Source organism: Duganella sp. (assembly GCF_039595735.1).
Classification (GTDB): Bacteria; Pseudomonadota; Gammaproteobacteria; order Burkholderiales; family Burkholderiaceae_D; genus Rugamonas.
Genome location: NZ_JBCNLB010000019.1, coordinates 54,041 through 71,142, shown reverse-complemented (window position 1 = coordinate 71,142; position 17,102 = coordinate 54,041). Strand labels below are relative to the sequence as shown.

The following is a 17,102-nucleotide window of genomic DNA, read 5'->3' as shown; positions in this document are numbered from 1 at the left end:
TCCTTAACTATGCAGCAGATACATCAGCTCATCGTGATCCTGCGTGGCGGTACCGCTTAGCAGCCTTGCGTTGACGCCCAGACGACAGGAAGCATTCAGGCACGCGCCGCACATGTCTTGGGCGCGCTGCATGAGATAGACTTCCCATGTCACGCCCACGCCACAGTGCAGTTCCAGCATGGCCTGCAGATGACACGCACTGACGTGGCCCGGCAGGAAGCGCTCGTACTGTTGTTGTTCCAGCGGCCCGATATGCAAACGTGCGCGCGCATCGCAGCTGTACACACGACCACCCAACATCACGCCACCATCCAGCGCCACGTTGGAATGGCCTAAACGGGCTTGATCGGCCACCGGTAGCTCGCTCCATTCTCCGACCAACTGTTCCACCACGACCGGCACGCCAAGGTATTCGCTGTACATGCCCGCCAACAGCGGTGCGGATACGGTACGGCTGCGGATTTGCATGGCGTAGAACGCCAGCGTTTCACGGTCGATGATGCCGTCTTTGGTATGCATGCCTGCCAGCGCATTCAGCATGTTCAGGAATGCCTCGTCCGCGCATTCCGGCCGGCTCCGTGCCCATGCCTGATGAAACATCTCCACCGGCCGATGCGACAGCAGGTCGAGGAAGGCGCGCGGCCCACCATCGTTGCTGTCCCGTTCATGCCGCGCTATCCGCTCCGAGTAGTGCAGCGGCAGTACGCCTTGGCTCCCTAGCAGCCCGATAAAGGCCGGCGTGATGCGCACGCCGCTGTCATCAGCGCTGATGTTTTCGATCTGGTTGGGCGGGAAACTCATCGCCAGCCGGTTGCGGAAGCGCACCACGCCCGGTCGCCACTGGTCCACCAACTGCACCGCCTTGAAGAATTCAAAGCGCTGCGGTGCGGCCAGCAGTTGGCCGATCACGCCAGTGTCAATGCGCCGTTGCGAGGTGGGCATCGCAGCAACTCCTTTCCGCTCACGTGGGAGAACACAACCAGCCGGGTAAAGCTGTTCAGGTGAACGTGCAGCGCAAACAGGTGATCCAGTATCTGGGCAAACGCATGGATGCCGACGCCTGCATATGCCTCTTCGTCCAGCGACACATGGATTTCAATCCCGCGCAGGTAGGCTTTGCCCTGCGCTTGTTGTACCCATGCCGTAGCGGGTCGGTGCGACAAAGCTGTCACGCCGGCGATCAGGCGCTGGGCGACCATGCTGTCCTGCTGCGCATGCAGCCGCAGCATGGTGGTCAGTGCCGGCAGGCCCTCCTGCGTCAGTGAGCGGTGGTTCAGCGCCAGATGTGCGACCAGTCCCCATTGACGGCTTGCTTCGTCGGAAAGGCGATATGACAACGTCGGCCGGCGCAGCATGCGAATGGGGAAGTTGGCGATGGCGCTTTCCGTGCTCAGGTCTCCGATGGCGCGTCCGTACTGCAAGCCGTGCGGCAGGTTGCGGTTGGTGCAGGTCAGCTGCACCGATGCGGTGCCGTTTTCGGTGCGTAATGGAGAGGCATCCCTGTTCACCAGCGTCAGCGCGTATTCATGGCCGGCTGCCATCAGGTCTTCGCGCTGCGCCAGCCAGTAGCGGCCTTTGCGGCTCTCCGCGTCGCCGTGACGCAGCGAATAGTAGGGGAAGAGTTCCGTCACCGTGCTGCCCTCTTCCGTTTTGCGTACCATTTGCACGCTGTCGATGCTGTAGATGTCGCAGGCGGCGCCCGGCATTTCATCCACCATTAACGGATAGCTGCTGCTGGCCTGCGTCACGCGGATCGGTGTGGCGGCCTGCGGGAAGAGGTTGATGATGGGGGTGCAGCCCAGCAGCAGGTTATCGGCGTCCAGGGTTCTGAGGATGCGTGCGGCCGGCATATCGGGACGCACGTCGCGCAGCAGCAGGCGCAGTGTCAGTTGCGGGCAGCCGTCCGGGCAGGTGGCGGTGAGCGCGGCCAAGTCAATGTCGACGAAGTCGAACTTCTCGGGGAAGGCGAAAAATTCGCTCAACAGCCGGTAGGCGCCATGTTCGGACGGCGCGGCCGGCAGCAAGGGCTCTTCCGCAGAGAGGCCGACAGCCGCCAGCGGCACGCGCTCCAGCATGCGCCATTGACCTTCTGTTTCCACACAGGCGCAGGCGGTCTGCATGAACATTGCATCACGCAAGGCAGCGCGCAGCGAGGCTTCGCCGTCGATGTGGACCCGCAGCGTGGGCAAGCCCAGCGCCGCCAGTCCGCGCCCAGCGGCCGTGCTGGCGATCTGGATGCTGATCGCCACGCCAGCGTCCGCCGGCAGCGACAAGGTGGGCGGCGTTTGCGGATAGGGCTCAAAGGCAGCAGCGCTGATCGCCACCGGCGCCACCACGGCGTCATACACGGTGCGGAAGCGGCAGGTCACCGGGCCTTGCCCCAGCGCTTTCAGGCTGGCGCCGCGCGGCAGCACGCTGGTGGTGCTGATTTCGTTGGCACGGGCGCCGCTATAGTCGATGCGGGCGATCGAGCAGGATGGCATGGGTCGCAGCGTGTGCGGATACAGCATGCCCAGCAGCGATTCGGTGAAATGTGCATAGCCGTCGTCCAGCAGACGTGCGACGCGTGCGTTGAGGAAGGCGCAGGCCTGTATCAGCCGTTCGACATGGGGATCGGCGCAGGTCTCACCACGGATCTGCAGGCTGCCGGCGAGCTTGGGATAGCGTCCCGCAAACTCGGCGCCGGCGCGCCGCAGCATGCTCAACTCGCGTTCGTAGTACGGCAGCAGTTTTTCCATCGTGGCATCCATCAGGAATGCCGGCCTGCGACCAGGCCGCGCACGGACCCGATAATGTCACGGTGGAAAATAATTGTTGTTGAGAAATCTCAAGCGCGCTCAGTGCTTGTCTCGTCTTTCAGCTGATCGTCGCAGACAAAACTCCCAGCAATTCTTCAGGCGTGATCTGCAATCCTTCCGTTTCGCCGCCGGCCAGCACGGCATCGGCCAAGCCGGCCTTGGTCCGCTGCAGTTCCTGGATTTTTTCCTCCAGCGTCCCTCTGGCAATCAGGCGATAGACGAATACCGGTTTGTCCTGGCCGATCCGCCAGGCGCGGTCAGTCGCCTGGTTTTCCGCCGCCGGGTTCCACCATGGATCGTAATGAATGACGGTATCGGCCGCGGTCAGGTTCAGGCCGACCCCGCCGGCCTTCAGGCTGATGAGGAACACCGGAACCTGCCCACCCTGGAAGGCATTCACCTGCGCTGCACGGTCAACCGTCTCGCCGGTCAGCAGCGCGTATGGCACGGCGCGCAGTTGCAGTTCCGTTTCGATCAGCGCCAGCATGCTGGTGAACTGAGAAAACACCAGCAGCTTGCGGCCTTCCGACAGCAGTTCCTCCACCAGTTCCATCAGCACTTCCAACTTGGCCGACGCGGTTCCGGCCTTGCGTGCGCCGGCGCTCTTCAGCAGGCGCGGGTCGCAGCACACCTGGCGCAGCTTGAGCAGCGCATCCAGGATGACGATCTGGCTGCGCGCCACGCCTTTCCTGGCAATCTCGTCACGTACCTTCTTATCCATCGCCAGCCGCACGGTTTCATACAGGTCGCGCTGCCCGCCGGCCAGATCGATCATGCGTACCATTTCGGTCTTCGGCGGCAGTTCCTTGGCTACGCTGTCTTTGGTGCGCCGGAGCAGGAAGGGCTTGATGCGGCGGATCAGAAAGGCATTGCGCTCACCATCGCCTTGTTTTTCAATCGGCCGGCGGAAGTCGGCATTGAATTGTTTTTCGTCTCCCAGCAGCCCGGGCATCAGGAAATTGAACTGCGACCACAATTCGCCCAGATGGTTTTGCATCGGCGTGCCGGTCAGGCAAAGGCAGTGGCGCGCCGGGATCAGGCCCGCCGTCTGTGCCGCTTTTGAGCGGTGGTTCTTGATGTACTGTGATTCGTCCAGTATCAGCAGGTGGAACTGCTGCTGACGCAATACATCCTCATCGCGCGGCAAGAGCGCGTAGGTGGTGAGCACCAGGTCCGCCTGCCCGATCTCGCCAAAGCGTTGCTGGCGGTCCGGGCCGGTCAGCAGCAATACCCGCAGGCCGGGCGTGAAGCGCGCAGCTTCCGACTGCCAGTTGTCCATCAGGCTGGTCGGCGCCACCACCAGTGCCGGTGCCGTCAGCCGGCCGGCTTCCTTCTCGGTCAGGATGTGGCTCAGGGTCTGGATGGTTTTGCCCAATCCCATGTCGTCGGCCAGAATGCCGGCCAAGCCATACTCGCGCAGGAATTGCATCCAGGCCAGGCCCTCGGCCTGATATGGCCGCAGGCTGGCCTGCAAGCCCGCCGGGCTCGGCACCACCTGCACTTGTTCGAAGGCGGCCAGTTTGCGGCCCAGCGCACGCAGGCGCTCACCGCCCATCCAGCGCAATTGCGCATACGATTCCAGTTCGGCCAGACGCGCGACGTCGAGTTGGGCCAGCCGCAGCGCATCGCCGATGCGCTCGGTAAAGTACAACTCGCCCAGCGTGCGCAGGATAGGCTTGACGCGGCCCCACGGCAACGCCACCCGCGCCCCGTCCGGCAGTGCTGTCAGCAGCATGTCATCATCGCCGCGCGCCTCCAGGGCCGCCGGCGCGAAATCGCGCGGCGCCTGGCGTATCAACTGCAGCAGTACCGGCAGCAATGGCACCGATACGCCGTTGACGACAATTCCCAGTTCCAGCTCCAGCCAGGCGTTGCCGGCACCGTCACCTTCACCGTTGTCGTTGACGTGCGCATACCATTCCTCAACGCTGGCCAGATCGAAACGGAATCCCGGTGCCAACTCTACCTGCCAGCCTTGTGCGCGCAACGACGGCAACCCGTGCTCGGCAAAATGCAGCCAGTCGCGCTCGGACGCCAGATGCAGTTTGCCATGCGGGCCAGGCGCTGCCAGCCGCGGCCCGGCAGCTTCAAAACCGGCAGCCTGCAGCAACGACCAGGCCAGGGCCTCGTCCTGTGCATGGCGCTCGATGGTTTCCAGACCATCGCTGCTGATCCGCTGCAGCTCGTGACGCGGATCCGCGCCGACGCGCTGGCCGTTGTAATCGAACGTCAGCAGGCCGAAATCGGCCATGCCCATATCGCCGGCATCGCTGTACAGCGCCAGTACTGGCGTCGGCCGCACGCCAGTGACGATGCGCCTGGCCATTTGCGGCAAGGGCAGTACATCGTTCAATCCGGTGGAGAACAGTTCCTCGCCAAGCGCGGCCGCGTGGGCCGGCGCCAATTGCGGTGCGCGTGCGACCAGCGCCAACCAATCCCGGAGAGGCAGCACAGCAAGACTGTCGGGCAAATGGAGGCGGCCCAGCCGTTTGTCTGCCAGATAATATGGCGGCACCGTCGCCAATACCGCCTTGATCTCCGCGCCGTCATCGAACGCCCAACCCAGGCTCAGCCGCTCAGCCTCGGTGCGCCACGCCAGGCTACCGGAGCGCTCGGGACCGACCTGCAGCAACTGCAGGCCGGAACGCAGCGCGCTGCTGTCGGCCGCCGAGTAGAGGACGCCAGCCTCGCCAGCCAATACCAACAGATTGACCACGCCCAATCCCACCATTTCAAGCCCAGCCGCCCCCCATGTGCTCTTTTGCAGGCCAATGAACAGGGTGGACATGGTGCGATCATCGTCGCGCACGAATGCCGGCGGATTGTATTGGAAGGCGTAGATATCCTTGATCAGGGTGGCGGACCGGATAAGGCCATCCGCAGCGACCCGGCCTTTGCCAAGGTGAAGGCGCCACTGGCCGGTGCCCGGTTGCGGCATCAACACATAAATGAGCCGATGCTCTTGCTTGGGAGCTGGCTTGGGCGCGTTTTGCTCGCGGCGCGCCGCATCAGCCTGATAGGCGAGACTGGCCAGCCATTTCGCCATGTCATATGGCAATTCCGCTGCGGAAGCTTCGTTCCCGCCAACCAGACCGCTCTCGCAGGCAGCCAGCAATACTGCCACCACATGCTTGCAGTTGTACTCCATAGGGCAGGTACAGTCGCCCTCGAAACGCAGTTCTCCTTTGCTCGCGGCAAGGGAAATGGATTGCTTGTAAGGCGACTTCGCGCTGCCGCTGACCTTCCCCTTGAGGGCACCTCCCTCCAAAGCCACTGCCAACACCATGTCACCACGGAAATAGGTGGCACCGCGTTGGTAGGTGGCCTGGTCAAAGCAGCGGCGCACATCGTCTGGACTGTAATGCATAAATGAACGGCAAGGCCGCGGCAAATTTAAACAGCCGCCATTATCGCCGATCGTCCGCCGCCGCTTGAATGTCAGCGCTTTATTTCGTCATGCGCTCCCACCCGTGCTTCACCGCTTCCTTGAACTTGTCCCAGCTCGATTGCGGGTTGCGGCGTTCCCAGGTCACGCGCAGTTCGGACTCCACTTCGCCAAACGGCTTGTCCTTGTAGCCGGGGTTGCCGGCCATGGATTCGCCGTAGCGGTAGGCCGGGTCGTATTCCTGGTAGGTGCCGCCGGTGTAGGACAGGGTTTTCTCCCAGTGCGAGCGGAAGTAGTCTTCGTCCGCATTGTCATCGGTGCCGCGCAGGATGTTCAGGGTGTCCTGGTTCGGCTCGTTGCGCGGGTAGATGCGCATGCCGCTGCGCTGCACGGTGCTCTGGATGTCGGCCACCGCGCCGGCCGCTGCCGGCGGCACAGCTTTCAGTTCGCCGCGCTGCATGGAGCCCGGCGCGGCCACCTGCTCGGCGCGCGCAAACACCACCGCGTCTTCGCGCGGGCGGATGCCGTGCTGCTCGGGGGCGCTTTGCTGCGCGCCCAGGCTGGTCTGCTGCGAGGCCTGGCCGCGCTGCAGTGCCTCCGCACCCCAGCCGCTGGCGCGCCACATGGTTTCGTGTTCGTCGATGTCGATCGGGTTGAAGTCCTCGATGATGTCTACCGCGCGCTCGGCCGCCTCCAGCGTTTGCGTGTCCAGCGCCAGCACGGTGTGGCCGCGGTTCAGCGCTTCGGCATACACGTGGCGGTCGGCGTGTTCGCGGCCAACCAGTTCGCTGAACAGCTGCTTGACATTGCCGAGGATGGACTCGTCGTCGTTGATGCGCGCGGTGCCGGCCACGCTGCCGGAGTCGTGGATCTGGATGCTATCCGCATCGTAGCCACTCTGTACCAGTTCGTTTTTGGCCAGGTTGGCCTCGGCGCGGGTTTCAAATACGGCTGCCAGTGTGTGTTTCATGATGAGCTCCTGATGAAAGACGCAAGATTCCGATGGTCGTCTTAGTCTAAAATTTCTGCAAGGATGCCAGCGCCCGTTTGCCGCTAGGCAAGCTCTACGGGGCGAGGCAGGCGTTTCAGGCGAGAGGATGCCAGTTGCGCGCGCGTCTGCCTGTGCGTAGGCGAACATACGGCGGCTATAATGGGGCATGCGCAATCCTCTCCGCTTCTTGCCCCTCGCTTTCTGGATGACGGCCGCCTGCGCGCTGGCGGGGCCGGGGGAGCTGGTCATGCTGGCGCCCGTGGACCAGTCCATGCCGCTGGCGCGCTTTCAGAATGGCGTCATCAGCGGCGGCATCGTCAAGGACGTGAGCGAGGCGCTGGCGCAGCGCATGAACCGCCGCGTGGTGTTCCTGAATGCGGATACGCCGGACGTCACGCCGTTCCTCACCAGCGGCCGCGCGGACGGCATGTGTTATGTGATGCCTTTCTGGATCGACGGCGATTACAACTGGACCCTGCCCTTCCTGCCGGATTCGGAGATGATCGCCGCCCGCAGCGATGCGCCGCATCTGCGCTCGCTCAAGGATCTGAAGGACAAGCCGGTCGGCACGGTGGTCGGCTACCGCTATCCGCGTGTGCATCAGGTGCTGGGCAACCGCTTCCGGCGCGTGGATGCGGCCAATATGGACAAGAATATCGAGCAGATGGTGGCCGGCAAGGTGCCGTACACGGTCATCAGCGAGGCCACGCTGGTTTACCAGCAGCGCCTGCACCCGGGCCTGAAGGTGCGCGCGGATCTGGTGTTTTCGGCTTACAAGGCGCAGTGCGCGTTCTCGAAGCAGTCGGCCGTGCCGTTTGAAGAAGTCAGCAAGGCGGTCGATGCGCTGATCAAGGACGGCAGCATCGACCGCATCCTGGCGCGCTACCGCTAGCCCAGGGTGTCGGCCCAGATGTTGCGGGCCCAGTTCATCGCATATTCTCCTTCCAGCGCGCTGGCGGCGGACGATACGCCGCCGGAGCCGGACACCACCAGCAGGGTTTTCTTTTCCGCGTTGTAGGCGTGGACCGAGGCGACGTGGATGACGTCGTGGTCGGAGACAAAGCTGTAGCAGGTGTTGGTCAGCATCGGCTGGGCGTAGGGCGCACGTCCGCTCAGCAGGTCCACCACGGCGGCGGCGCACACCTTGGCGTGCTGGTTGGCCATGTGAGCGGACTTGGGCATCAGCGGCGCCACGGCGATGGCGTCGCCCAGCACGTGGATGTGGGCCGCCTGGGTGGATTCAAAGCTGAGGAAGTCCACCGCGCACCAGCGCGCGTTGGCGTTGGCCAGCCCGGTTTGCACGGCGATGCTGCCGGCGCGCTGCGGCGGGATGACGTTGAGGACATCGGCTTTCACCTTGTCGCCCAGTTCCGAGATGGCGGTGCGGGCGCCGGCGTCCACATCGGCAGTGCGGAAGGATGGGCGGTATTCGATGATGCCGCCGTAGCGTTCTTTCCAGATTTTCTTGAACAGCGGGCCTTTGGAGACCACGTCGTCGTTGGCGTCCAGGATCAGGACTTTGGATCTGGGCTTGTGGCGGCTAAAGTAGAACGCTACCTGCGAGGCGCGTTCGTAGGGGCCGGGCGGACAGCGGTACGGCGCCGGCGGGATGGTGATGGCGTAGGTGCCGCCGTCCGGCATGGCTTCCAGCTGCGCGCGCAGGGCCACGGTCTGGGCGCCGGCCTTCCAGGCGTGCAGGATGCTGTCCTGTGCGCCCGGCTTGAGCATGCCCGGCAGCTGGTCCCACATGAAGTCGACGCCGGGCGAGACGATCAGGCGGTCGTAGTTCAGGGTCTGGCCGCTGGCCAGCGCCAGCGTGCGTTTTTCGGCGTTGATGCTGGTGACGGTGTCGCGCACGATGCGCACGCCGTGCTTGTCGGCTAGCGCGTTGATGGACAGGGTCAGGTCGCCGATCTGCCTTGAGCCGCCCAGCACCAGGTTGGAGAGCGGGCAGGAGATGAAGCTGGCATTCGGCTCGATCAGGGTGACATCGATGCGGTTGTCGCTCCACAGGCGCACGTAGCGGGCCGCGGTGGCGCCGCCGTAGCCGCCGCCGATGACGACAACCTGCGGTCTGGCTTGGCCGGTGATGGTGGTGCAACCGGCCAGCAGCGCGCTGGCGCCGGCGGCGTGGAGGAATTGGCGGCGTTTCATTTGGCGGCCTCTGGTTTCTTCTGGGCGGCGAAGTAGGCTGCCAGCTGTTCGATCTGTTCGTCGGTGTAGCCTTTGGCGATCTGGTTCATGATGGTGGATCCGCGCTTGCCGGTCTTGAGAGCCAGCAGGCTGGCCGACAGGGCTTGCTGCGGTTGGCCGGCCAGCGCGGGCAGCGTACTGCCCTGGGTCTGGCCGGCGGTGCCGTGGCAGGCGGCGCAGGTAGCGGCCAGGCGCGCGGCCGGCGGGATGGCGGGCAGCTCGGCGGCGGCCGCGCTGCATGCGGCCAGCAGGCCAAGGGCGATCAGTTTCATGGTCGTACTCCCGGTGATTCCATGTTCATGCCCTGGTCGCGCACGGCGAGCCAGGCTTCAAGTTCCACTAGTTCCTGTGCGCCGAAGGGCGGTACTTCGGCGCGCACGCCGCTCATGCAGTTGCGCAGGCGCCGTTGCAGGCTGCCGACGCTTTGCCATTCCAGCCGGTAGATCGGGTAGGCGCTGGCGTGTGCCTGCGGGATGGTGCTGCCGGCCAGGCGCTTGCCCCATTGCTGGTCGTGGCACTGGGCGCAGGAGAGGTTGAGTTGTCCGATGCGCTGGTTGTACAGCTGGCGGCCACGCGCGGCGCTGGCGCGGGTGCCCTGGTCTTGCGGCGGCGTCACGGGCATGCCGCGCGATTGCAGGGCGATGTAGGCTTCCATGCCGAGCAGTTCTTCGCTTTCGACGCGCCACGGGGCGGCTTGCTGTTTGCGCTCGCGGCAGATGTTGATGCGCTGGCTCAGGTTGATGGTTTTGCCGCTGTCCGTGTGGAAGGCGGGGAAGCGGGCGGCCACGCCGCGCATACTGTTCTTTGCGTCGCCGTGGCAGCTGGCGCAGGATTTGCCGCTGCTGCCGGCGGCAGTGTTCCATTGGGCTTCGCCGCCGCTGATCCACAGCATGGCGGGGTTTTGGGCATCGTCGCGCTGCATGGCCTGGCTGGCGGGGCTCATGAATTCCGCGCCTGACCGGCGCTCGTCGGCGGCCAGTGCCGATGCTGCGATCAGCGTGATGGCCAGTGCGAGCTTCATGCCGCGCTCACCGTGAGGTTGATTTTTTCCGTGTGGGCGAAGCCGTTGTCGCCTTCCCATGTGAATTCCAGCGTGCCGCTTTCGGTCGCCACGGTGAAGAAGGCGATGTAGGGGTTGGCGGAGATGGCCTGGTGCAGTTCCGCGCCGAAGACGTGCTCGCCGTTGTAGCGGCATGCAAAGCTGCGGATGATGTCGCGCGCCAGCAGTTTCCCGTCCGGGCCAACGCGGTAGCCGGTTTCCATCGGGTGGCCGATCAGGGCGCGGATTTCGATGATCTCGCCCTTCTTTGCGGTGGCCGGCATGTGGATCAGGGCGCGTGCCATTATGGAGCCTCGCCTTCGATGCAGGCGGCCAAGGCGACGATGACGTCGGCGCCATGCGACCAGTAGCTGCCGTCGCTCATGCGCGCCACGGCCATCAGGCGTTGCGAGGTGGCGAGGCGGATGCGGGTGGAGACTTCGGCCTTGCCGCTGCGCGGGCTGAGGGAGAACACGGCCACTTCGGTTTGCGGATTGCGCTCGGTGAAGATGGCGATGGCGCGCACTTCGTTCACCGGGCTGTCGACGGCAATGGTGACGGGAACGGCGTTGCCGTTGTCGATCAGTTGGGCGATGTCGAATCTGACTTTGCCGGTTTGCGGTTTAGCGCCGCCGGTGAAGGTGTTGATGGCGGCGGCCATTTCCGCCGGTGTGGCGGAGGCCGGGCGGACCAACGCCAGTAGCGCGCCGGCGGCAAGCAGGTCGCGGCGTTTCATGGTGCGGGTTCCTTCAGCGTTTGCAGCCAGGCCACCACGTCTTCGATCTGCTGGGCGGTGAGGATGGGCTTGTCCTTATAGCTGGCGGCTACGCGGGTCAGGCCGTCGGTTTTGTAGTACGCGGGCATGATGGTGGATGGGTTGAACTGGCTGGCGTCGATGATGCGCTGGCGCAGTTGGTCGGCGCTCCAGCGCTGGCCGGCGCCGCGCAGGTCGGGGGCCAGGTTGCCCTGGAAGCGTTCCTCAGGAATCGGGCCGGGGTGGCACAGCAGGCAGAGGCTGAGCTGGCGGTTGGCCACGATGGCGCTGCCGCGCGCGGCGTCGCCCGCTTCCGCGCCGGGCAGGGGCGATGCCGCGGCGGCGGGCAGCAGCATGGCGAGGGCGAAGACCCCTGCTGTGCTGCTGCGCCGGCGCGGCTGCATGGCTAGGCCTTCTTCACCAGGCTGGTGTGCTTGAGCGGCAGATCGCGCACGCGCTTGCCGGTGGCGGCGAAGATGGCGTTCAGCACCGCCGGCGCTGCCACCGCAATCGTCGGCTCGCCCACACCGCCCCAGAAGCCGCCGGACGGCATAATGATCGACTCCACCTTCGGCATGTCCTCCAGCTTCAGCACCTGGTAGGTATCAAAGTTCTGCTGCTCCATCTGTCCATCCTTGAGTGTGCACTCGCCGTACAGCGACGCGGACAGGCCATACACGAACGAACCCTCGACCTGCGCCTCGATCTGCTGCGGGTTCACCGCGTAGCCCGGATCGGTGGCGGCGATGATGCGGTGGATCTTGACCTTGCCGGTCTTGCGGTCCACCGACACCTCGGCGCACGCGGCAACGTAGCTGCCGAAGCCCATGGTCTGCGCCAGGCCGCGATACACGCCTTTCGGCGCCGGCTTGCCCCAACCGGCCTTCTCCGCCACCGCGTTCAGCACCGCCAGATGCTTCGGATGATCGGCCATCAGCTTGCGGCGGAAGGCCAGCGGGTCCTGTTTGGTCGCGTGGGCCAGTTCGTCCATGAAGCATTCGAGGTAGATCGTGTTCTGGTTCAGGTTCACGCCGCGCCAGAAGCCCGCAGGGACGGGCGGATTGCGCATCGCATGGTCCACCAGCAGGTTCGGGAAGCTGTAGCCGATGGATGCTTCCGGTCCCGGCGCGTTCAGGCCCTGGAATACCACCGGGTCCTTGCCATCCTTCAGCGTGGAGCCCAGCGAAGCCAGGATCGACTGTCCCGCGATGCGCATATGCAGGGCGGTGACGTTGCCCTTGTCATCCAGGCCCGCCGTCAGCTTGCACTGCGTGATCGGGTGATAGCGGCCGTGGAGCATGTCCTCTTCGCGCGACCAGATCAGCTTTACCGGCGTGCCAGGCATCTCCTTGGCGATCTTCACCGCCTGCGTCACCCAGTCATGCGTGGCGCCGCGACGGCCAAAGCCGCCGCCCAGGTGCAGCTTGTAGACTTCGCACTTGGCCGCAGGCAGGCCCGCTGCTTCAGCGGTGGCGGCCAATGCGGCCTCGCCGTTCTGCGTCGGAGTCCAGACTTCGCAACGCTCCGGCGTCCAGAGCGCGGTGGCGTTCATGGTCTCCATGGTGGCGTGGTTCAGCCAGGGGAAGGAATATACCGCCTCGATCTTGCGCGCGGCCGACTGGATGGCGGCTTTGGCGTCGCCGTTGGCGTTGCCCACCACCGCATCCGGCGCGTCCAGCGCGGCCTTCAGCGTGGCGTTGACGTCCTTCTGCGAGAGCTTGGCGTTTGGTCCCTTGTCCCATTCGATCGGCAGCGCCTCCAGTGCGGACTTGGCGCGCCACCAGGTATCGGCCACCACCACCACGGCGCTGTCGCCCAGCTTGAAAACCTTCTTGATGCCGGGCCGCTTCTCGATCACCGAGGCATCAAAGCTCTTCACCGCGCCGCCGAACACCGGGCAATCCTTGATGGCCGCGTTGAGCATGCCGGGCATCTTGAGGTCCATGCCGTAGATCTGCGCGCCGGTGGTTTTGTCCATCGTGTCGAGGCGCGCCAGGCGCTTGCCGGCCAGCTTCCAGTCTTTCGGATCTTTCAGCGCCACCTCGGTCGGCGGCGTGAGTTTGGCGGCGGCATCGGCCACCTTGCCATAGCTGATGGTACGGCCAGTCGGCTTGTGCGTGATGATGCTGGCTGATGCCGCGCATTCGGATGCCGGTACCTTCCACGCATCGGCCGCCGCCTGAACCAGCATGGTGCGCGCGATGGCGCCGCCCTTGCGCACGTAGTCGTGCGATTCGCGCACGCCACGGCTGCCGCCGGTGGAGAAGGAACCCCACACGCGCTTGCGCGCCAGATTCTGGCCCGGCGTTGGATATTCGGTGGTGACCTTGCTCCAGTCGGCGTCCAGTTCTTCCGCCACCAGCTGCGCCAGGCCGGTCAGCGTGCCCTGCCCCATCTCGGAACGGGCGATGCGGATCACGATGGTGTCATCCGGCTTCACCACCACCCAGGCGTTGACTTCCGGCGCGACCTCGGCGGCTGCGGCTGCGGCGTCGAATGGAATGTGGAAGGCGACCACCAGGCCGCCGGCGATTTTCAGGAAGCTCCGGCGTGAGGTCATGCTTTGCTCCCTTCAATGCGTTCAATCGCCAGGCCGGCCGTTGCCGGATCGCCGCCGCGCACCGCCACGTGGATGGCCTTGCGCACGCGGTTGTAGGTGCCGCATCGACAGATATTGGTCATGGCAGCATCAATGTCGGCATCGGTGCATTTGGGCTTCTCGCGGATCAGCGCAGCGGCGGCCATGATCATGCCGGACTGGCAGAAGCCGCACTGCGGCACGTCCAGCGCGGCCCAGGCTTTCTGAATGGGATGCGAACCGTCTTTTGACAAGCCCTCGATGGTGGTGATCTTCTGCGCGTTGGTCACCGCGGCGGCCGGATACACGCAGCTGCGCACAGGCTGACCATCGATATGCACGGTGCAGGCGCCGCACTGGGCTATGCCGCAACCGTATTTGGTGCCGGTGAGTCCGAGCTGCTCCCGGATCACCCACAGCAGCGGCGTATCGTCCTCCGCCTCATATTCTCTTACGACGCCGTTGACATTCAGCTTGCCCATGCGCGATCTCCTGTTTGTAGTTTCCCAAAAACGACCGCTGGTCATACTACCACTATTTAGCATTTCGAAATTTTTGACTTGGATCAATGTTTTTACTGCGCTGCATCAATACACTTTTTCACGTTACTTAACGACGACAAAGAGGAAGTGAAATGAGCAAGACCCTTGCAGCAGTAATGACCGCCCTGACCCTGATGACCGGCGCCGCCTCGGCGCAAGAAAGCCCATGGCTGGTGCGCGCACGCGCCGTGCACCTGGACCCGGCGGACAAGTCCGACCCGGTGGGCGGCTCGGGCGCGTCGGACCGCATCGGCGTCAGCAACAAGACCATTCCGGAAGTGGACATCTCCTACTTCTTCAGCAAGAACATCGCGGCCGAACTGGTGCTGACCTATCCGCAAAAGCATGACGTCTCGCTGGATGGCGCCAAGATCGGCACCGTCAAGCACCTGCCGCCAACGCTGCTGCTGCAGTACCACTTCCTGCCGGATGCGCAGTTCCGTCCTTACGTCGGCGCCGGCATCAACTACACCACCTTCTCCAAGAACAAGCTGCTGAACGGCGCCGCCAGCCTGGAGCACGACAGCGTTGGCCTGGCGCTGCAAGCCGGCGCCGATGTGGCGATCGACAAGCACTGGTCGCTCAACTTCGACGTCAAGAAAGCCCAGATCCGCAGCGACGTGCTGATCGGCGGCGCCAAGGCCAGCCGCGTGAAGATCGATCCGCTGATGCTGGGCGTGGGCGTGGGCTATCGCTTCTGACGTTGCTCCACCGCTACACTGGCAGCGCCGGAGTGGCACGGATGAGCGGATTCGGGAACAATCAAGATCCGCTCGTCGTTCCACAGAAAGGCTGCCATGTCGCTCGCTCATCTCAAAATCGGAACCCGTCTTGGCGTAGGCTTCGGCATCGTGCTGGTACTGCTGGTGGCCACGGTGGTGCTGGGGCTCAGCGCCATGCGCCACATCGGCAACCGCACGCACGACATCATTGCCGATAAAAACGTCAAGATGGAAGCGGCCAACAAAATGGTCGACAACGTCCGCAGCATTACCCTCTCGCTGACCAACATCGTGGTGGTGCCCGGCACGCCGCAGATGAATGCCGAACTGGCACGCATCGCGGAAGCCCGCAAGCGCTATGGCGACGCGCGCAAGATCCTGGTCGAGATGGCCACCGAGGACAAGGAAAAATCCCTGCTGGCCAAGCTGGATGACCTGCTCAAGAAAGGCGCGGTCGAAAACAACAAGGTGATCGAACTGCGCAAGGATGGCGAGATCCAGGACGCCACCACGCACCTGACGCAAGTCGCCGCCCCCAGCCTGACCGGCGTGCTGGGCGTGCTGGACGAAATCCTCGCTTACGAAACCGCACAGGCGCGCCAGGCCGGCGCCGACGCCGAAGCCACGCTGGGCAACGCGCAACTGCTGATGACAGTGCTGGGCCTGTTGGCGCTGTTGCTGGGCGGCGGCGTGGCGTGGTTCATCACGCGCTCGATCACGGTGCCGTTGAATGAAGCGGTACGGGTGGCGGAAACGGTGGCGGCCGGCGATCTGTCGTCGCACATCGAAGTGCGCTCGACGGATGAAACCGGGCGCCTGCTGAGCGCGCTCAAAACCATGAACGACAGCCTGCTGCAGGTCGTCGGCCGGGTATTGCAAGGGACCGACACCATCACCACCGCTTCGAGCGAAATCGCGGCCGGCAATCTGGACCTGTCCTCGCGCACCGAGCATCAGGCCAGCTCGCTGGAAGAGACCGCATCGTCAATGGAGGAACTGACCTCCACCGTCAAGCAGAACGCCGACAACGCGCGCCAGGCCGACACGCTGGCGCGCGCCGCCTCGGACGTGGCCAGCAAGGGCGGCGTGATCGTCTCACAGGCGGTGCAGACCATGGGCAGCATCAACGAATCGTCGCGGCGGATTGTCGACATCATCGGCGTGATCGACGGCATCGCCTTCCAGACCAATATCCTGGCGTTGAACGCGGCGGTGGAAGCGGCGCGCGCCGGCGAACAGGGCCGCGGCTTTGCCGTGGTGGCGTCGGAAGTGCGCAACCTGGCCCAGCGCAGCTCGGCCGCCGCGCGCGAGATCAAGGAACTGATCGACGCTTCGGTGGCGAATGTGGAAGACGGCTCGCGCCTGGTCAACGAAGCCGGCAAGACCATGGACGACATCGTGGCCAGCATCCAGCGCGTGACCGACATCATGGGCGAGATCACCTCCGCCAGCAGCGAGCAGACCAGCGGCATCGAGCAGATCAATCTGGCCATCACCGAGATGGACGAAGTGACGCAGCAGAACGCGGCGCTGGTGGAGCAGGCGGCAGCCGCGTCGCAAAGCATGCAGGATCAGGCGGCGGCGCTGGCCGAGGTGGTGGGCTTCTTCAAAACCGGCGTGGCGCGCGGCACCGCTATAATGTTACCAAATCGATAGCCCACCCTGGAAAGCCCATGCGCAAGACCCTGATTCTTTTGATGCCCCTGCTATTGGCCGCCTGTGTCGACGACTCCGCGTCCTACTATGCGGACGGCCCGGTCGGCAACCATGCGCTGACCATCCACCGGGCGCAAAAGTATTTCTGGAGCAGCGAGAGCCGGGTCGAGCTGATCATGCAGCGCCTGCCGGACTGCGTCCGCCGCATTGAGCTGACCGAAATGCCGGCTGAGGATGTGGAAATCGAACTGCTGTCGGGCGGCGACAACGTCTGGACCCTGCGCGCGGGCCAGGAAATGTGGCAGGTCGAAACCCAGACCTGCACCCAGTATCCGGATGTGAAAGGCGATGGCGGCGAGCTGATGGGCGTGTTCCGCCCGGACGGCAACAAGTTCGTCTACGAAGCCGCCGTGGTCGAAACCGTGCCCGCCGACGCCAAATAAG

At 64.4% G+C, this 17,102-nt stretch carries 16 protein-coding genes; 4 read left to right on the top strand and 12 right to left on the bottom strand.

Annotated elements, in window-relative coordinates; genetic code table 11:
- Positions 1–3 precede the first annotated feature (3 nt).
- The 4 genes from tssG to ABDW57_RS23815 form a co-directional block, all read right to left on the bottom strand.
- Entirely contained in the window at positions 4–942 is a 939-nt protein-coding gene (gene tssG, locus ABDW57_RS23830; protein ID WP_343732634.1) for a type VI secretion system baseplate subunit TssG, read from the bottom strand.
- Complete coding sequence (gene tssF / locus ABDW57_RS23825; RefSeq protein ID WP_343732633.1) at positions 906–2,738, bottom strand: type VI secretion system baseplate subunit TssF; 1,833 nt, start codon at positions 2,736–2,738, stop codon at positions 906–908. Before tssF ends, tssG begins: the two co-directional genes overlap by 37 nt.
- 118 nt (positions 2,739–2,856) lie before the next feature.
- A complete protein-coding gene (locus ABDW57_RS23820) occupies positions 2,857–6,165 on the bottom strand; it encodes a DEAD/DEAH box helicase (RefSeq protein WP_343732632.1) in 3,309 nt (1,102 codons plus the stop codon).
- A 79-nt stretch (positions 6,166–6,244) separates the two neighbouring features.
- Positions 6,245–7,153: a hypothetical protein gene (locus ABDW57_RS23815; RefSeq protein ID WP_343732631.1), complete on the bottom strand. Its 909-nt coding sequence runs from the start codon at positions 7,151–7,153 to the stop codon at positions 6,245–6,247.
- A gap of 187 nt (positions 7,154–7,340) precedes the next feature.
- Between ABDW57_RS23815 and ABDW57_RS23810 the strand changes: the two genes are divergently transcribed.
- A complete protein-coding gene (locus ABDW57_RS23810; protein WP_343732630.1) occupies positions 7,341–8,066 on the top strand; it encodes a transporter substrate-binding domain-containing protein in 726 nt (241 codons plus the stop codon).
- Here the strand turns inward: ABDW57_RS23810 and ABDW57_RS23805 are convergent.
- From ABDW57_RS23805 to ABDW57_RS23770, 8 genes are read right to left on the bottom strand one after another with little or no spacing between them, the layout of a single operon-like run.
- Positions 8,063–9,328 carry an NAD(P)/FAD-dependent oxidoreductase gene (locus ABDW57_RS23805; protein ID WP_343732629.1) on the bottom strand — a complete coding sequence of 422 codons (1,266 nt, stop codon included), beginning with the start codon at positions 9,326–9,328 and terminating at the stop codon, positions 8,063–8,065. The two genes, ABDW57_RS23810 and ABDW57_RS23805, sit on opposite strands and share 4 nt — an antisense overlap.
- A complete protein-coding gene (locus tag ABDW57_RS23800; RefSeq protein ID WP_343732628.1) occupies positions 9,325–9,639 on the bottom strand; it encodes a c-type cytochrome in 315 nt (104 codons plus the stop codon). Before ABDW57_RS23800 ends, ABDW57_RS23805 begins: the two co-directional genes overlap by 4 nt.
- Complete coding sequence (soxA, locus tag ABDW57_RS23795; protein ID WP_343732627.1) at positions 9,636–10,388, bottom strand: sulfur oxidation c-type cytochrome SoxA; 753 nt, start codon at positions 10,386–10,388, stop codon at positions 9,636–9,638. Before soxA ends, ABDW57_RS23800 begins: the two co-directional genes overlap by 4 nt.
- Positions 10,385–10,711 carry a thiosulfate oxidation carrier complex protein SoxZ gene (gene soxZ / locus ABDW57_RS23790; protein ID WP_343732626.1) on the bottom strand — a complete coding sequence of 109 codons (327 nt, stop codon included), beginning with the start codon at positions 10,709–10,711 and terminating at the stop codon, positions 10,385–10,387. Before soxZ ends, soxA begins: the two co-directional genes overlap by 4 nt.
- Positions 10,711–11,142, bottom strand: coding sequence for a SoxY-related AACIE arm protein (locus ABDW57_RS23785; RefSeq protein ID WP_343732625.1), 432 nt, complete (start codon positions 11,140–11,142; stop codon positions 10,711–10,713). Before ABDW57_RS23785 ends, soxZ begins: the two co-directional genes overlap by 1 nt.
- A complete protein-coding gene (gene soxX, locus ABDW57_RS23780) occupies positions 11,139–11,564 on the bottom strand; it encodes a sulfur oxidation c-type cytochrome SoxX (RefSeq protein ID WP_343732624.1) in 426 nt (141 codons plus the stop codon). Before soxX ends, ABDW57_RS23785 begins: the two co-directional genes overlap by 4 nt.
- A gap of 2 nt (positions 11,565–11,566) precedes the next feature.
- Positions 11,567–13,720: a molybdopterin cofactor-binding domain-containing protein gene (locus ABDW57_RS23775; RefSeq protein WP_343732623.1), complete on the bottom strand. Its 2,154-nt coding sequence runs from the start codon at positions 13,718–13,720 to the stop codon at positions 11,567–11,569.
- Positions 13,717–14,220, bottom strand: a complete 504-nt coding sequence (locus ABDW57_RS23770; protein ID WP_343732622.1) for a (2Fe-2S)-binding protein — start codon at positions 14,218–14,220, stop codon at positions 13,717–13,719. Before ABDW57_RS23770 ends, ABDW57_RS23775 begins: the two co-directional genes overlap by 4 nt.
- Before the next feature lie 152 nt (positions 14,221–14,372).
- Between ABDW57_RS23770 and ABDW57_RS23765 the strand changes: the two genes are divergently transcribed.
- From ABDW57_RS23765 to ABDW57_RS23755, 3 genes are all read left to right on the top strand, one after another.
- Entirely contained in the window at positions 14,373–14,981 is a 609-nt protein-coding gene (locus ABDW57_RS23765) for an OmpW family outer membrane protein (protein WP_343732621.1), read from the top strand.
- Between the two features lie 96 nt (positions 14,982–15,077).
- Complete coding sequence (locus ABDW57_RS23760) at positions 15,078–16,658, top strand: methyl-accepting chemotaxis protein (protein WP_343732620.1); 1,581 nt, start codon at positions 15,078–15,080, stop codon at positions 16,656–16,658.
- A 17-nt stretch (positions 16,659–16,675) separates the two neighbouring features.
- Positions 16,676–17,101, top strand: coding sequence for a hypothetical protein (locus ABDW57_RS23755; protein WP_343732619.1), 426 nt, complete (start codon positions 16,676–16,678; stop codon positions 17,099–17,101).
- The last annotated feature ends 1 nt before the right edge of the window (position 17,102 follow it).

Coding starts and splice junctions, on each gene's coding strand:
- tssF (WP_343732633.1), bottom strand. CDS start 2,738: ATGGAAAAACTGCTGCCGTACTACGAACGCGAGTTGAGCATGCTGCGG.
- ABDW57_RS23805 (WP_343732629.1), bottom strand. CDS start 9,328: ATGAAACGCCGCCAATTCCTCCACGCCGCCGGCGCCAGCGCGCTGCTG.
- ABDW57_RS23820 (WP_343732632.1), bottom strand. CDS start 6,165: ATGCATTACAGTCCAGACGATGTGCGCCGCTGCTTTGACCAGGCCACC.
- ABDW57_RS23815 (WP_343732631.1), bottom strand. CDS start 7,153: ATGAAACACACACTGGCAGCCGTATTTGAAACCCGCGCCGAGGCCAAC.
- ABDW57_RS23775 (WP_343732623.1), bottom strand. CDS start 13,720: ATGACCTCACGCCGGAGCTTCCTGAAAATCGCCGGCGGCCTGGTGGTC.
- ABDW57_RS23770 (WP_343732622.1), bottom strand. CDS start 14,220: ATGGGCAAGCTGAATGTCAACGGCGTCGTAAGAGAATATGAGGCGGAG.
- ABDW57_RS23765 (WP_343732621.1), top strand. CDS start 14,373: ATGAGCAAGACCCTTGCAGCAGTAATGACCGCCCTGACCCTGATGACC.
- soxX (WP_343732624.1), bottom strand. CDS start 11,564: ATGCAGCCGCGCCGGCGCAGCAGCACAGCAGGGGTCTTCGCCCTCGCC.
- ABDW57_RS23810 (WP_343732630.1), top strand. CDS start 7,341: ATGCGCAATCCTCTCCGCTTCTTGCCCCTCGCTTTCTGGATGACGGCC.
- soxZ (WP_343732626.1), bottom strand. CDS start 10,711: ATGGCACGCGCCCTGATCCACATGCCGGCCACCGCAAAGAAGGGCGAG.
- ABDW57_RS23755 (WP_343732619.1), top strand. CDS start 16,676: ATGCGCAAGACCCTGATTCTTTTGATGCCCCTGCTATTGGCCGCCTGT.
- ABDW57_RS23760 (WP_343732620.1), top strand. CDS start 15,078: ATGTCGCTCGCTCATCTCAAAATCGGAACCCGTCTTGGCGTAGGCTTC.
- tssG (WP_343732634.1), bottom strand. CDS start 942: ATGCCCACCTCGCAACGGCGCATTGACACTGGCGTGATCGGCCAACTG.
- soxA (WP_343732627.1), bottom strand. CDS start 10,388: ATGAAGCTCGCACTGGCCATCACGCTGATCGCAGCATCGGCACTGGCC.
- ABDW57_RS23785 (WP_343732625.1), bottom strand. CDS start 11,142: ATGAAACGCCGCGACCTGCTTGCCGCCGGCGCGCTACTGGCGTTGGTC.
- ABDW57_RS23800 (WP_343732628.1), bottom strand. CDS start 9,639: ATGAAACTGATCGCCCTTGGCCTGCTGGCCGCATGCAGCGCGGCCGCC.